Source organism: Rhodobacter sp. JA431, assembly GCF_900217725.1.
GTDB lineage: Bacteria > Pseudomonadota > Alphaproteobacteria > Rhodobacterales > Rhodobacteraceae > Rhodobacter > Rhodobacter aestuarii.
The window spans coordinates 1-13,908 of the sequence record NZ_OBMP01000001.1; the positions used below are offsets into that span (position 1 = coordinate 1).

At 56.9% G+C, this 13,908-nt stretch carries 13 protein-coding genes; 11 read left to right on the plus strand and 2 right to left on the minus strand.

Features of this window, described 5'->3' with window-relative positions:
- The 8 genes from CRO18_RS00005 to CRO18_RS00040 form a co-directional block, all read left to right on the plus strand.
- A partial coding sequence (locus CRO18_RS00005; protein WP_212710034.1) for a hypothetical protein occupies positions 1–433 on the plus strand: 433 nt, incomplete at its 5' end.
- 238 nt (positions 434–671) lie between these two features.
- Positions 672–1,169, plus strand: coding sequence for a hypothetical protein (locus CRO18_RS00010; RefSeq protein WP_097080616.1), 498 nt, complete (start codon positions 672–674; stop codon positions 1,167–1,169).
- A 153-nt stretch (positions 1,170–1,322) separates the two neighbouring features.
- Positions 1,323–2,015 carry a LuxR C-terminal-related transcriptional regulator gene (locus tag CRO18_RS00015; protein WP_097080617.1) on the plus strand — a complete coding sequence of 231 codons (693 nt, stop codon included), beginning with the start codon at positions 1,323–1,325 and terminating at the stop codon, positions 2,013–2,015.
- Positions 2,016–2,967: 952 nt separating this feature from the next.
- Positions 2,968–3,450 carry a hypothetical protein gene (locus tag CRO18_RS00020; RefSeq protein WP_097080618.1) on the plus strand — a complete coding sequence of 161 codons (483 nt, stop codon included), beginning with the start codon at positions 2,968–2,970 and terminating at the stop codon, positions 3,448–3,450.
- Positions 3,451–3,462: 12 nt separating this feature from the next.
- Positions 3,463–4,797, plus strand: coding sequence for a CsgG/HfaB family protein (locus CRO18_RS00025; RefSeq protein ID WP_097080619.1), 1,335 nt, complete (start codon positions 3,463–3,465; stop codon positions 4,795–4,797).
- 151 nt (positions 4,798–4,948) lie between these two features.
- Positions 4,949–5,899 carry a hypothetical protein gene (locus CRO18_RS00030; protein ID WP_097080620.1) on the plus strand — a complete coding sequence of 317 codons (951 nt, stop codon included), beginning with the start codon at positions 4,949–4,951 and terminating at the stop codon, positions 5,897–5,899.
- An 83-nt stretch (positions 5,900–5,982) separates the two neighbouring features.
- Positions 5,983–6,558 carry a hypothetical protein gene (locus CRO18_RS00035; protein WP_097080621.1) on the plus strand — a complete coding sequence of 192 codons (576 nt, stop codon included), beginning with the start codon at positions 5,983–5,985 and terminating at the stop codon, positions 6,556–6,558.
- Positions 6,559–7,488, plus strand: a complete 930-nt coding sequence (locus CRO18_RS00040) for a hypothetical protein (protein WP_097080622.1) — start codon at positions 6,559–6,561, stop codon at positions 7,486–7,488.
- 54 nt (positions 7,489–7,542) lie between these two features.
- Here CRO18_RS00040 and CRO18_RS18735 read toward each other — a convergent pair whose 3' ends face one another.
- Positions 7,543–7,812, minus strand: coding sequence for a hypothetical protein (locus tag CRO18_RS18735; RefSeq protein WP_097080623.1), 270 nt, complete (start codon positions 7,810–7,812; stop codon positions 7,543–7,545).
- A 1,372-nt stretch (positions 7,813–9,184) separates the two neighbouring features.
- On the opposite strand from CRO18_RS18735, the gene CRO18_RS00050 reads away from it, so the two are divergent.
- From CRO18_RS00050 to CRO18_RS00060, 3 genes are all read left to right on the plus strand, one after another.
- Positions 9,185–9,568 carry a CU044_2847 family protein gene (locus tag CRO18_RS00050; protein WP_097080624.1) on the plus strand — a complete coding sequence of 128 codons (384 nt, stop codon included), beginning with the start codon at positions 9,185–9,187 and terminating at the stop codon, positions 9,566–9,568.
- Positions 9,565–11,472, plus strand: a complete 1,908-nt coding sequence (locus tag CRO18_RS00055) for an SUMF1/EgtB/PvdO family nonheme iron enzyme (protein WP_097080625.1) — start codon at positions 9,565–9,567, stop codon at positions 11,470–11,472. Before CRO18_RS00050 ends, CRO18_RS00055 begins: the two co-directional genes overlap by 4 nt.
- A gap of 173 nt (positions 11,473–11,645) precedes the next feature.
- Positions 11,646–12,404 carry a DUF3732 domain-containing protein gene (locus CRO18_RS00060; RefSeq protein ID WP_212710035.1) on the plus strand — a complete coding sequence of 253 codons (759 nt, stop codon included), beginning with the start codon at positions 11,646–11,648 and terminating at the stop codon, positions 12,402–12,404.
- A 24-nt stretch (positions 12,405–12,428) separates the two neighbouring features.
- Here CRO18_RS00060 and CRO18_RS19230 read toward each other — a convergent pair whose 3' ends face one another.
- On the minus strand, positions 12,429–12,572 hold the full coding sequence (locus CRO18_RS19230) for an AAA family ATPase (protein WP_097080626.1): 144 nt from the start codon (positions 12,570–12,572) through the stop codon (positions 12,429–12,431).
- Positions 12,573–13,908: the final 1,336 nt, after the last annotated feature.

A 13,908-nucleotide genomic window follows, 5' to 3' on the forward strand; every position in this document is an offset into this window, starting at 1 on the left:
CTATGACTGCTGTATCATCCCCAACAGAGGTGTTGTGCCGATCACCCTTTCGTCGATGCTGTCCATCGATCGGGTTACGACTGTGATGCATCATGACCTGCCCACACTCCGCGCCGCAATGCATGGCGGCGAAAGCTACGGCTACATTTTCGTCGATATAGATGTGCTAGGCGCGTTGTCCGATGTGCGCGTTGAACTGGCGCGGCTTCGCTGCAACTTTCCTGAAGTTGCGGTGATTGCCCTCTCTAGCCGAATGAAGGACACCTTCCTCCCTCGGGCGCAAGATGACTACGATGTTGCATTGCAGATACCAGTATCAGAGGCATCCTTGGACCTCGCAATGCTTCAAGCGAGGATCAATCGCGAACTGCGTATAAACCTGCGCAAACCCGAGACGCAATGCCGTGCGCGTTCAGCACGAGCCATTGGGTAGAGGCATCGTTTTCTTTTCCTAAGGGCCACATGGTTCAGCCACCGGTTCTTTTGAGATCGATTAACACGCCCTCCAAACGCCCTCGCCGCATACCATTGCACGTTGCGATGCGCCTGCAGCATCTAATTCTCAATAGGGAACTCCTACGCACTTCGTTCCAGCGTAAGACCGTTCGGAGCCACGATAGAATTACTAAAAATAGCCGGGAATGACGCAGCAACCTGTGGGGTAAAAAAATATGAGACATTTCCAAGAGATCGACAGCCTCGCGACAGGGCTCTTTTTGAAAATCGAGGAGAAGTTTCTTGAGCGCGCAGAGGCACATGGGAATATCATCGCAATCCTGTCTCGCTCGGATGAGGTTCGATACAGGTTTGCAACATGGTTGCGTGAACTCCCCGCTTTTGTCTGTGAATATTCTCGACTAGATCAGCTTGAAACATTATTGGCCACGCGTGGCGATGAAACGATTGGTGTAGTCGTCAATTTAGATGACTACTCTGATCAAGAAGTCGCGCAGATCGTTGTTGAGTTGCGTGATGTTTACCCTTGGGTCGGCATCACATCCCTTTCACCGATTCAAGGTGCCCACTGCTTTTCAAAAGAAGAAAGTTGGCCCTTTGACGTTGCCCTTTCTCTTCCAGTTGATCGGGTCTCACTAAAGCTCGCTATCGCTTGCGCTGCGGATCACGCCGAAAATGCAGTCATGCCGTATGATGGGCAAAGTTACCGTTAGATACTGAAATTTGAAAAGCGCTCAAACAGTTTGGCATTTGCACATTAGATATATCTCTGTACGCAATTTATCAATATGTCAGATCATAATTTTAGCCCCGCAACGGCCCACGGGGAGTTGTGAGCTTTAATCAGCCGCAGTAAGGAGGATGCAATGCGCGAAACTTCTCTCCATAAAGGAAAGATACTTGTCGCTCACAAAAACATAATATTCCAAGACGCCTTAGTTTCGGCGCTCCAAGCCGCGCAAATAGACGCCATTGCCCCTCAAGATGGACATAATATTCACGATTCGATAGAAAAAGAAAAGGATTTGTCTGCGGTGATTTTAGACTATCGCGCAATAGAAGAAAATGGCACCGCATCACTAGATAAAATTATTCAGAACCCATCGAAGATTCCAATCATTATTTTTGGAGGAACAATACCTCACTGGCTCGTGCGGCCAGCACTGAAACTTGGGCTGAAAGGCATCATCCCAGAGGACCTCCGTTTGAAAGCGCTTCCAAGTTTACTGGATGTTGTCCTTAGCGGTGTTGTCTATGCATCGCCAGAGTGGCTTCACGAACCTAAGAGCGCAGCGATTTTTTTTGGCCTGAGCAAACAAGAAGAGGCCGCGCTCCGGCGTGCGACTACTGGGGAAACAAATGGGCAAATCGCGAAAGCTATGGGCCTCAAAGAATCGACCGTAAAAATTTTAATGCGGTCGGCGGGGCAAAAATTAGGCACTTCCACGCGCGTACAGACCTGTCTAGCCTATGCGCAATTAACTAGCGAACGTGGGTTTGGATCGGGCGCAAGTAAACATCTCCGCAAAGCACGACCGAAGCTGGAAGGTACGTTTTGAAATTGCAATGGAAAGCCCCCGGCGCTTCGTAAAAGACAAATTGAAACATTAGTGATAAATTAAAAAAGCAGGGAGCCTTCGCTCCCTGCTAGTAACGCGCAAACGATTCGAGCAGAACTTAGGGACAGTATCTTGGTTCTCATCTGCGCAGCAGTTAGCAAGCCATCGGGCGGATGTACATGCCTGCACTGCTGACTATACATTCATCGCGCCCCCCTTCAATTACGCCAAGGTTTATATTTATTATACATTGGACAGTTTTTATCTTTCGATAAAATCAAAAACCACATGTGTAATCGCAACCCCTAGATCAACATGAAGGCGCTTTTGGGCAATAAGACTATCCAAAGAATTTCTCGCATTATCTTACGCGTTTAAATTATCAATTTGCTCTGAAAGAGGCCGTTTGCATACCTAGGAAGGGCTAAAAATATTTGAGAACTTCCTAACAACAGGACCTGACAAGAGTTTATCAAATGGGCGAAAAAAATTACGCATTTCTGGGCTTGGGTGCTTTTGTGTCATTGGCGGCCTGTGAACCCGTAGCCCACAATTCTGTCGTGGCCGAGAAATGCATTCTCCTGCCTCCAGGATACATTCTTCCGTATGACAAATGGTCACCATACCCTGTTTGCGAGGTCATACCGGATGCGACTGGCTACGTCGCTGGGATTGGCGCTGATGAAACCGGGGGCGGTGGATCCAGCAGCCAGAGCAGTATCGATGGAAGCTCCTCCACTTCGCAAGCATCTACCGAGCCGGCGTCTTCGGGCGCCGTGTCCGAAGCCGCCGAAGCGGATGCACGTAACAATTCCGCAGGGGCTGCCAGCGTCGGATCAACCGGAATTTCAGAGGTAAGTACAACCGGAGACAGGGACGGTGATGGACGCAGCGATGGCGCCACAGCAACCAGCGGAGACACGACCTCATCCGCCAATGCGGGAGATTTGCTGTGAGAAAAACATGTCGCAAATCGATCTCTTACGCCGCGCTTGTGAGTGTGGTTCTGCCGATTTCAGCGAGCGCGCAGACTTATGCCAGCAACGGCTACACTTGGTCCAGCAGTTGGGGTTTCGCCTCGGCCACAGATCGCAGTGTTGCCGTTTCGCAGGCGCAGACGATCCGCAATGCCGAAGCAGGCGTCATCAATTCGCAGACGATCTACGAGACCTATTACGACAACCGTAATAACTACGTCGAGGTTCTGTCCGATTCAGGTGACGTCACAACCGACTTCCAAAACGGGGATGAGATTGGCGAAAACACTTATGCGGTGGGCTCGCTCAACACCGGCAGCACCGAAATCACCATTGAAGGCGATGGCAATACCGTCGATGCGGTGAACTCTGCGGCAACCGATGGCTGTGTCGATGGGTCGGTTGTAAATGCGACGCCCGATTATGCCTATCTGCCTGTCGTCAGCCCCTGCGAGTGAGCTTGCAGTGCCATGGGCAGCGCGAAAACCTATGCGATTATCGCCCTATGTGGGCTTGCCGCCTGCGACATGGGCGTGCCTTCCAGCACCGATCCCGTTCGAGAGAACGCGGAGCTGGTTGAAGGCCCTCCGGTCGAATCCATCGACACGCCTTTCGACGGCGCATTGGCCTGTGTCGGCCAACAAATTGGAGGGGGACTGGCCTTTTCTGTTGGGAATGTCACCGACACCACCGGCAAAGAACAATACTCCGACGGCGGCAGCGGCAAGTTTATCACGCAAGGCGCTGGCGACATGATCCAGTCCTCGCTTTTTGAGGCTGGGCTCACGGTGGTGAACCGGCGCGACCCCAACATCGCACTGGCCGAAGGCAATTGGGGCATCCGCAACATTCGCACCCAAACGCCAAGCGATTTCTATGTCACGGGCAGCATCAACAGCCTCGATTTTATTCCCGGTGGCGGCACGAGTGTGCAAGTGGCAGGGGTGGGGCCACGGATACGCCAGTCGCGCATCTTGGTCGGCGTGGATCTGGCCCTGACCTCTGCTCATGACGGTAAAATCGTCGCAAATAGTTCGATCCAAAAACAACTTTACACCAAGGAAATGGGGTTCTGGATCGGGCGGTTCTTTGGTGAGACCCTGACCACGATTGAGGCGGGCGGGCTTGAGCGTGAGGCCTTGCACCATACCTTGCGGCAAGTTCTGGCCTATGCGGTTTTTGATCTGCTCGCGCAAGTTGCGCCTGCAAAGAACGAGGCCAGCTGTGTTGGCAAGATCTCGGCTCCTGGCAAGGTATTATTAGACCCGGCTGCCCCGCCGCGCTTTGGCGATGGGAGAGCGCTCAACGCGGCGCGCGCGGCGGCCACTGCGGCGGCAGCACCCACTCCGGCTGCCGCCGCCACCGGGGGGCAGGCGAGCCGCCCGGCAACGCCCGCCAAACCCGTGCCGCCGCAGGCACGTGCCTTGGGCAATACGGCCACCTCTCATGCCGCCAAAGCGATCGCCGCAGCGGATTCCGTGCTGAAGGCCAAAACCCCGGAAGAGGCCTCCAAAGCCGCCGATGAAGCGCTGCGTTACATGACGCTGGCAATCAAGACGCTGCGCGAAGCCGCCGCCAAAGGCTTGACCGGACCCGAGGGCGATGCTGTCGCCACGCTCGTCGAAAAGGCGATCACTGCCGCTCAAGCCGCCCAGAAATATGCAACCGACATGGCCGGCAATGCAGATGACGCCGCCGAAGACACAGAAGAGCCCGCCCCCCTTTCGCCCGTCATACCAGCGCCCGTGCAAGAAGACGGGCCGATCTTGCCAGAGGACAAGCGCGCCGGGGGACCGGGCAAGTGATCACGCTTCATTCCAATACGCGCACACCCGCGCATCCAGTTTCGCAACGGGTCGGCACAGCCGTCGAGGCGGAAAACAGTGGCCCCTTCAAAAACGCCACAAAAACGGCTTGCCATAAAGGGATGGCAAGTGAAGTTGACAGGAGAAACCTATGAAAAAGCTTCTTGCTACCACTGCTGTGGCCTTGGTCGCCATGGCCGGTGCCGCTTCGGCCCAGTCGGTTCTTGAGCGCGTGCTCAGCGAAATCGACAACTCGACCAACCTCGCCTCGGTGAATGGCACCTTTGCCAACATCGCCGAGAACATCGGCGGCGTTACCCTCGAGACTCAATACACCATTGCCGGCGATAGCGCGCTTGTTGCATTGGCGGGAGGTGCCATGGGTACTGATCTCGTTCTATCCGAAGATCAATACGCGCAAATCGATGCCATGCTGACAGGCAGCCTCCAAGCCGGCATCACAGAAGGGGAAGATGGAACTTTTACGGTTTCCGGTAATGTTGGTACCACTCAGGTCCCAGCTAACGCGTTCGAAACGCGTGAAGCGGCTGAAGCCTATGCAGCGCTCGTTGTGGACAACTTCATGGCGGTTAACACCACCGCAGAAGAAGTGGCTTCCGGCAATTATGCAGGCATCGACGGCTCGATCACCAATGTCGTGAACGGCGTCAGCGATGCTGTGGCCTCAGCGACGCAAATGGCATCTGTGGATGACACCGTCGTTGCCTATGAGTGGAACCTGCCGACGACGAACTTCGGCGATATGTCGACCACTGTGCTTGGCGCGGTGAACACGGGCGACATCACGCTGGGTGTGAACCAAGCCGTGGATGAAGCCAAAACCTCCACGACCGGGGCCTATTCGGCGGTGGTGGATCAACTGGGCGGCTCGGCCGATACCGGTGCCATCGTGCTCAACATCGCGTCGAACATGACCGGCGTGAACGGCTCGATCTCGACGACGATGGCCGATGTGAATGGCACCGTTGGCGCCGCGGCGACCACCGTTCTTGGGGCCGTCAACACCGGCACCATCGTTTCGGGCGTGAACGCGGCGGTTTCGGGCATCGTTTCGACCGGCACCGAACAACTGGCGAACTAATCCGTCACGTGACACCAACCCGGGCGCTTCGGTGCCCGGGTTTCCACCATGGGGGCGCGGCGTTGCACAATGCGGGCAGATTCTTGGAGCGGGCGCTGCTGGCAATCGGGATGCTGCTGGCGCAACCGCTCTTTGCGGACACGATCCTTGACCAGGTCTTGGACCGTATTGCCCAAGATCCCGCCCTTTCGCTGGGGTCAGCGCATATCAATTACGCCGAGGCCGGGACCGAGGGGACGGCCGAGGACGGCGCCGCGCCGATTGACGGATCTGTCCAAATTGCCGTGATCGGCGCGGCCGCTGACAAGATGATTGTGACCTTGGGCGATACCACCTTGGTCGAGGAATTACCTCTCGCGGTGCAGCCCGATCCGTTGAACATTGCCACCTCCAGCATCGGCGCCAGCAACACAGGGCATATTGAACTGTCGCGCACAGTCAGCATTTTGGGGGAGCCGGGCGCAGTGGTGAGCGAGATCCCCAGCTTTGGCGCAACCGCCCTAAACGGCGCAATGACCACAACACCCGTTTCCGGCGCCGTAATCTTATTGGGGCCTGCAGATCGATTGCCCTTTGAGAGTATTTCGACCTCCGCCATCGGCTCATCCAATTTGGGCGGCATCAGCATTTCCATTTCGAACATAACGGAGGCAGACTAGATGGATTTCATCGACACGCTCGATCCTGCGCGATCCCACCTTCTTTTCGGGGCTGTTGCTTTCGCTTTCATCGCCCCTCTTCAGGCGCAAGCCTCCACTTTGGCCGATGTGATCGCGCGGATTGAAAGCATGGGCCCCGCCCCTCTCATGGCGGTGATGGCGAATGTGGCGCAAAACACCGCACAAGCACTGTTTTCGCCGCGCTTGCTCAGCCCCGGGGATAATGTCGTTGTGGGCTTTGATGCCGAGGAAGAGGAGGTCTTTGCCACCGCCGGGGCTACGGGTCTTGAAATATCGCAAACGCAAGCGGCCTCCATTGCAACCGGGCTTTCGGCGGGTCTCTACCCAATCGGCTCTGCGCTTTATGAATTGCCCCCTGCAGGCCAATTGGCGCTTTGGGAGGAAGCACGCGATGGCAGCGCCCTTGCGGCGGCGCAATCGCAGACATGGAGCCGGATCGATGGCTCTATCCAAACAGTGCTGACTACCGAATTGCAGCGCAACATATTAGCGGACGTCGTTGCTGTCGCACAGCCGCCCGCGTGGGATTGGACCGAAAGCGACTTTGGGATCTTGGCCGCAACAGCTTTGGGCGCGGTGAACACCGGCGAAATCATTACGCGGATCGATGTCGCATGGGACGCCGACCTAGATCGACCAGACCTTGGCATCCGCTCGGCGCTTCTGGAGACGGGGGCGTCGATAGACCTTGTTCAGACACAAACCAACACAACGGCAGCCCAGTCTCTTCAATTAACCCGACTGGGGAGCACACCGGATGCGGCGGCGCTTTTGTTGAACCTCGCCAGCAATAATTCCGAGGTAATCGCGCGTGTCGACACCAGAGTCTATAATATTGCCGCAGGCATCAACGGAGCGATCACCACGGTCATTGGCGCGGTAAATGCCGGACAAGTTGGGGAACGATGATAGCGCGCTGCTAAAGTGGTTCTCGATCATTTCCGGGCGCGAAGGCGCTCTCTTTCAAGATTGCACCACTGTGCCCGCGACGATGGCCCATTTCAAACGAGCACGCGATACCGGGCCATAAAGCCGCGCATCGAATGGCCAAGTGACTTTGTCAGTTTTTCTTTCTTCACCGAGAGGCGATTCAAGCAAAACCGAGCGGATCTCGGGATAGCTTTGCTTCGCATCAATGATCGCTAACTCCGCCAAGGATCGCGCTTCAAAACGGCCGTCAAGAATTATACAGGCCACGCTCGGCCCCGCGCAGGCAACCAGATCGTTGAGCATTTCAACCTCAAAAACACTGAAATGCAGATAATTTAGTTCATTGGTCCAAACGGGAGACAGTAAACTCTCGCACGGATCGGGCTCAAGTATGATAACCCAGTTCCCAGGGCGTCTTTTTCTTTGCTGCAGTGCGCCGATTGGCGCAGGATGCGCCGATGTCGTATCAGAGCCTGTGAGGCTCGGAGGAGTTGCCGCGCAACTGCGATCAACGTTGTCTTTCGCGCCCTCTCTCGTTACGCGCAGATTTTCAAGCGCAGTTTGTATTATTGATAATATCCGCAAAAGGCTGAGCGGGCCGAGGCTTCGCCGATCTTCGCATTGAAAACTATCCCCCTTCATCTCTTTGCGTGGCGTCCCACAGTCCTCACTAGCCTCAGTATCCAATGAAGACGCAGGCGTGATACCAATGCTTTCCGCACGAACGAAAAAGCTGGATCCACGGAATGCGGCACCGATCCGACCCATCGATGGCAGAAACCTGAGGTGTGCATGCACAATGTCTACATTTTTGAACACAGCTGGCTCCAGTCTTCTTGTGAGCAAACTGCCTAGCCAATACAGACACTACTCAGTCATAAGAATGCGCACAGCGCCGCGGCGTCACCATTTGTCATTGGAGCGTTGAGATTATCTTTGGTCAAAGATATTTCGCATTAGGTGGAGCGATAAAATTAGATGCGATGTTGAGAAAAAATCGTGTAAATCTGTGAAGTCATTTGCTTTGGTGTTCCATCCTGGATGATCACATGCCCTATCGTCGGTTAGCGCTTTTCATGGCAAACTTGGTTCTGACCGAAGCGCGGAACGAGAGAATGTATCGACCCATGTGTGGATGCCCGGCTGAGGTCAAGATGGCTTTGGCATATTGGGTGAGTGATCGGTGCGATCATGTGTCAGGCGTGTTTTGCGGTTCTTTCATGGGACCGCTTGCCAGTATGGTGATACCCGGATTGCGTAGCTTTCTGAGCGGGGCGATAATGGCCGCTATCGCCGATTTGCTGCGGCTGCAATGCCGCAACGTCAAGGTCGGGAAACCGCCCCTCACGTTGGTCTTGGCCACGTCGACATGCTCGGCCCTTTGCCGCCGGTCGCGTCGCGACGCGGCTTTGTTCAAAACGGCCGTTCGGGCGCGACGCGGCGACGGAGCATGCCATCCCATTCGCACTCCGTTGCCAGAACAACGTAGGTGCCATTTGGTCCAACCTTGAACGAAGTCGAGAACAAATGCGCAAACCGGACTCTCTAGAACAGTAGCCCGCCGAAATAGAGCCAGGAATTAGCCTCACCTTTGCAAGAATTCGCCGAACACACCGCTATTGCCGCATCCCTCCCCCATGGTTAATCAATAAGGGCACGCATCGGAGGATTTTCCATGACGAAGGTATTGACGCTGCAATCTGATTTCGGCCCCATCGACATTGAGGTGGACGACGCGACCGCCGCTCAGGCCACGACCGAGCAAATCGGAGGGGCCATCCGCAAAGGGGCCACGCCGTTGTCCACGGACGGCGGCGGGACAGACGGGAAGATCGCGGCGAAGTTCGATTCTGCCATGACGTCCCTCAGCAACTACGCGAAGACGGTCCAGCAGATGGTTTCGAGCCTCGACGTGACGCCAGAGAAGGTCACCATCGATGTGGGGCTCAAATTCGACTTCAAGGCCGGAGTCGGTATCTTTGCCATCGCGCAGGCGGGGACCACGGCAGACATGAAGGTTTCGTTGACCTGGGAGCCGAAAAAGGGCCGCGCCGGATGATCTACGAGGCTGCGGCCAACGCCATCGGCGAAGTGCTCCTTGATGGCACCCTCAAGGGGCATTGCGTCCTCATTGGGCCGCATCTGGCGGTGACCTGTGCCCATGTGCTGACGGAGGCACCATCACAGCCCGATATCGAAGTCGTCCTCAATTTCCCCCGCCTGAGCCTCCACACGGCTGCAACGATCAGCGGTTGGCGCGCTTACGACCCTAGCCTGGCCCCGGGCACCGACATCGCGCTCCTGACGCTTGCGGAGAAGGTGCCCGACGGGGCGTGGCGGCCGATGGAGGCGCATCGGCCCAAATCCGGTGACGAAGTCGTTGCGCTTGACTACCTGACGGCGCGGTGTGATGGCGACCCCCGTGCCGCAACTGTCCATCATGGCGAGGGAAGCCTGATTTCCCTCACGGGTGATCACTTCAACGATAAGGGGATGAGCGGGACCGGCCTTTTTTACCGAAGCCCGGGCGAGCGCCTTCTTGGTGTCGTTTCATCGCGACCCAACGCCACCGGCCAGACAGAGGCCTATGCGATCCCGGCGAACGAGATCCAGAAGCTTCTGGCTGATTGCACCGACACGCCGGTTGCTGATGTCACGCTGGCACATTTCGAGGCGCTGACCGAGTATTTCCTCGCGCAGATCGGGGACAACTTACGCCCGTTGATGCGGGATTTCGTCAAGGCCGCGCGCGCGGTGATCGATAAGCCGTCACAAGACTGGACCGACGACGATATCCACGACCTGCTGAACCTGCATCTCGAGATCACCGATGGTGACGATGGGGGCATTGCCTGGGCACCGGGAATACTTGAGGTCCTGAGCCGGTTGGCGCAACTCTGCGCGGAACTGTCGCCCGATGCCGCGCATTGCGCGACCTCCATCCCGCTGGACGACACAACCACCCGCGAGATGGCGGGCCTGCACCAGAAGCTCGAGACCTTCCGTCATTCCGAGACTTTCCCGGCCAAGGCCGCGCAATCGGCTGATGCGCTTTTGCGCAATATCGGCCTGGCGATCATGCGACGGCAGATGCGCCCGCTACAGCTCAGCAACGGCAATGCCAATCTGCAAAAGGCCGCCGGGCAGGCGTATCGCGGGCTGGGGAGGGTGTTGCCCGCGTTGCTGGGGCGGCGGGCCGACCTGTTGCCGCCCGGCACGATCTTTGCCGACAGCCCCGAGCCTTGGGCGCCGGAAATGGTGGTGATCCCGACGGGGCGCTTCCTGATGGGCTCGCCCGAGGATGAGGAGGGAAGGGACGCTGACGAGGGCCCCCAGCACGAGGTGGTCATCGACCGTCCCTTTGCCCTTGCCCGCTTTGCCCTGACTTTCGAGGAATATGATCTGTTCTGCGAAGCGACCGGGCGCGGGAAGCCCGATGACGAAAATTGGGGCCGGGACCGGCATCCGGCGATCAACATCAGTTGGGACGATGCCACGGCCTGGTGCGACTGGATCAGCGCGCGGACCGGTGCGGCGTGGCGCCTGCCGTCCGAGGCGGAATGGGAATATGCCTGCCGCGCGGGAAGCCAGACACGCTATGCCTTTGGCGACACCCTCACCGCGCGGCAGGCCAATTTCGACGCATCCGGAACCGGCGGGGAGTATCGCAAGCGGACAGTTCCGGTCGATTTCCCGGACTTTGCGCCGAATGCGTTTCGTCTTTGCCAAATGCACGGCAATGTCTATGAATGGTGCGCGGATGACTGGTCAGACGATTATTCGTCCCCGCATTCCCAAGCGGCCTTGATCAACGAACCGCGTTCCGGCCGCCGGGTGGTTCGCGGCGGTTCCTGGGACTTCGACCCGGGGAACCTCCGTTCGGCCTACCGCTACAGGAGCGGGCCCGTCGTCAGGGTCTACTCCCTCGGGTTCCGCCCCGCGAGGACGCCCTTACCCCTTTGATCTTTCTTCTTTATCTTTTGGGGGTCTGGGGGCGAAGCCCCCAGCGAATTTCTGTGCCGCTCGGCCCAAAACGGGAAGAGCCGCCCCATGCCGACCGCCCGAAGGCCAAGGCCGACATGGGGCTCTCTGCTCATGACCGGCCCCGGACGCCTTGATGCTCTCTCGACCGGTCCTTGAACCGATCGGCTCTGGCCGTCAGGCGTACTCGCGGGGCGGAACCCGAGGGTGTTGTCCCTGTTGTCGGGTTCGTTCCTGTTGCGGTTGGCCGGATCAGTCTGTTCCTGGAAACGCTCCTCCCGAATGAGGATCTTGCCAAACTGGAATCGGAAAATCGCCGCCTCAACAACAAAGTTAAGCAGCTTGAAGAGCAGATCGGTGCTGACGACAGCAACGAACGCCTGACATCGATCCTCAACAACATTTCCGCACAGGCATCGCAATACATCCAGAAGTTCAACGCCGAATTCGGTCCATACCCTGCGCGGCTCAACCTGCCGCAGTTGACAATAGTCTTCGATCGACCCGAGCGTCCTGTGCCAATGGGCAGGACTGGCGGCGGCGAGAACCATTTGGCCTACCATCTGTCAGCATTGCTCGCCCTGCATCTATTCGCGGCGTGGAACAGCCGTCCGATTCCGCGCTTCCTCTTGATCGACCAACCAACCCAAGTCTACTTCCCCTCCGAGCAGGTATACAGGGATGCTGATGGTTCGGTGCAGAAGACGGAAGCCGACGCCAACCTCAATGCGGTGCGCCGGCTGTTCGAGCTGTTGCTGAAGTTCACCCAAGACGATGTTCCAGGCTTCCAACTGATCGTCACTGAGCATGCGAATCTTCGTGATCAGTGGTTTCAGGACGCACTCATCGAAATACCATGGACTAAACCCCCAGCGTTGGTCCCAGAAGATTGGCCGCAAGAAAAGGAGAACTGAGCTGGTGAATGATCGTAATGCCATTTAGTGCATCCCAATGGCATCCAGAATGGTCGATTTGCCGCTGTCTCTCGGCCCAACAAGAAAATTTACGCCGTCAGCGGGTTGCCAGGAAATATCCTTGATCGAGCGAAAACTCTTTATTTCAAGGATTCGTACTTGCTCCATTCCACTATAAATTCTGCACCGGACAGCCCTTTACAGCACATCGGGCGCGCGACCGTCCGGTCAGGCACCGACCTTGTCCATCATAACTGCTTCAAAAACGATAACGGGTCGTTGGGCTGTCAATCGAAATCCATGTCGAAAAAAAAGATTCTTGGGGATGACGATGAAGATCGAAAGGGGAGGCAGGATTATTATTCAGTGCGGCCGCCAATCATCCCTTCCTTCTATATTCCAGTTAAACTGTAAGGAAGGGAGTTCCGCAACCCCTTGTGCCGCATTGGTTTCCAAATAAATACTTATTGCGCCTTTTTTACAACGGTCAATATCCCGGGTCAGCATCGGCCCAAAATTTCCCGATTGCGGGGTCGGACAGCGCCGCAATAAGGTACGGCCATGATGCTGAACACGATCTTTCATACCGCCCCTATGGCCTCCCGCCTGATACGCTGATCCAGCCGGATCGGGCGAAGGGTATCGTTCAGCCTGATGCTCCCTCTGATCGCCGAAAAACGGCCTCGAATCGCCAAACGCAAAGCAGGCCGTTCCAGAGTTGCCGGGACGCTTCAGAGGGGCATCTCCCACGAACTTACTCGCAGCAGACGAAATTCAGGAATCAGACAGATTGCTTTTCGCACTGCCGAAGCTCGATCCGGACCGGAGCGGAAGAACTGTCTGTCGCGGCTCCAAGAGGTCTGCTCCACAAGACCTGCCCTCAATTGGCACCAAGCGGGATGCGAAAAAACGTACCCCCTCTTGGGGGCAGATCAACCCGTTGATAAAGCTTGATTTCTTTCAATCGGGCGGGTCGAGGTATATTGTCCCGCGCGATGGTCGCGCGACTTTAGGAGGAACAACACGATGAAGACCTGATGCCCCACATACGAAAACGCCGGAATGTTGGCGCATTCCGACGTGATCGCCAGGAAGACCGAAGTCCACCAGCCGTGATACTGGTTTGTTAGCAGATTCAGCGGTCCGCCGCAAGGAATCCGCATGGGCGACGGTCTTCCTCACCATAACAGGCCTCTTTCCTGACGCGGCTGACAGCCAGCTTTGCCCGCCCGTAAATCGGCACGGCGGGAACGGCACCGCCATGCCTGCACTCCGGGAGAAGCCTCATCCCCGACCGGCCTCCGGCCGCCGGGGCGCGAGAACGCACCTGCCCGGCTCCGGGCGGGATCGATCCCCCCCATGAGGAACGACCATGACAACCCAAAAACCGGCGGAGCCCCTGCGCCCGCCTCCTAGCCCGGCTTCGGGCAGGCTCAGCCCCGTTGGCCTCCTTTGTGAAGGCATCCTGTCAGCCGTCAATGCCGCTCCCGGCCTCCCCGAAAGC

What these genes read in the sequence shown, in the direction of transcription:
- CRO18_RS00010 (WP_097080616.1), top strand. Translation starts at nt 672, where the DNA reads ATGAGACATTTCCAAGAGATCGACAGCCTCGCGACAGGGCTCTTTTTG.
- CRO18_RS00015 (WP_097080617.1), top strand. Translation starts at nt 1,323, where the DNA reads ATGCGCGAAACTTCTCTCCATAAAGGAAAGATACTTGTCGCTCACAAA.
- CRO18_RS00025 (WP_097080619.1), top strand. Translation starts at nt 3,463, where the DNA reads ATGGGCAGCGCGAAAACCTATGCGATTATCGCCCTATGTGGGCTTGCC.
- CRO18_RS00030 (WP_097080620.1), top strand. Translation starts at nt 4,949, where the DNA reads ATGAAAAAGCTTCTTGCTACCACTGCTGTGGCCTTGGTCGCCATGGCC.
- CRO18_RS00040 (WP_097080622.1), top strand. Translation starts at nt 6,559, where the DNA reads ATGGATTTCATCGACACGCTCGATCCTGCGCGATCCCACCTTCTTTTC.
- CRO18_RS18735 (WP_097080623.1), bottom strand. Translation starts at nt 7,812, where the DNA reads ATGCTCAACGATCTGGTTGCCTGCGCGGGGCCGAGCGTGGCCTGTATA.
- CRO18_RS00050 (WP_097080624.1), top strand. Translation starts at nt 9,185, where the DNA reads ATGACGAAGGTATTGACGCTGCAATCTGATTTCGGCCCCATCGACATT.
- CRO18_RS00055 (WP_097080625.1), top strand. Translation starts at nt 9,565, where the DNA reads ATGATCTACGAGGCTGCGGCCAACGCCATCGGCGAAGTGCTCCTTGAT.
- CRO18_RS19230 (WP_097080626.1), bottom strand. Translation starts at nt 12,572, where the DNA reads ATGGAGCAAGTACGAATCCTTGAAATAAAGAGTTTTCGCTCGATCAAG.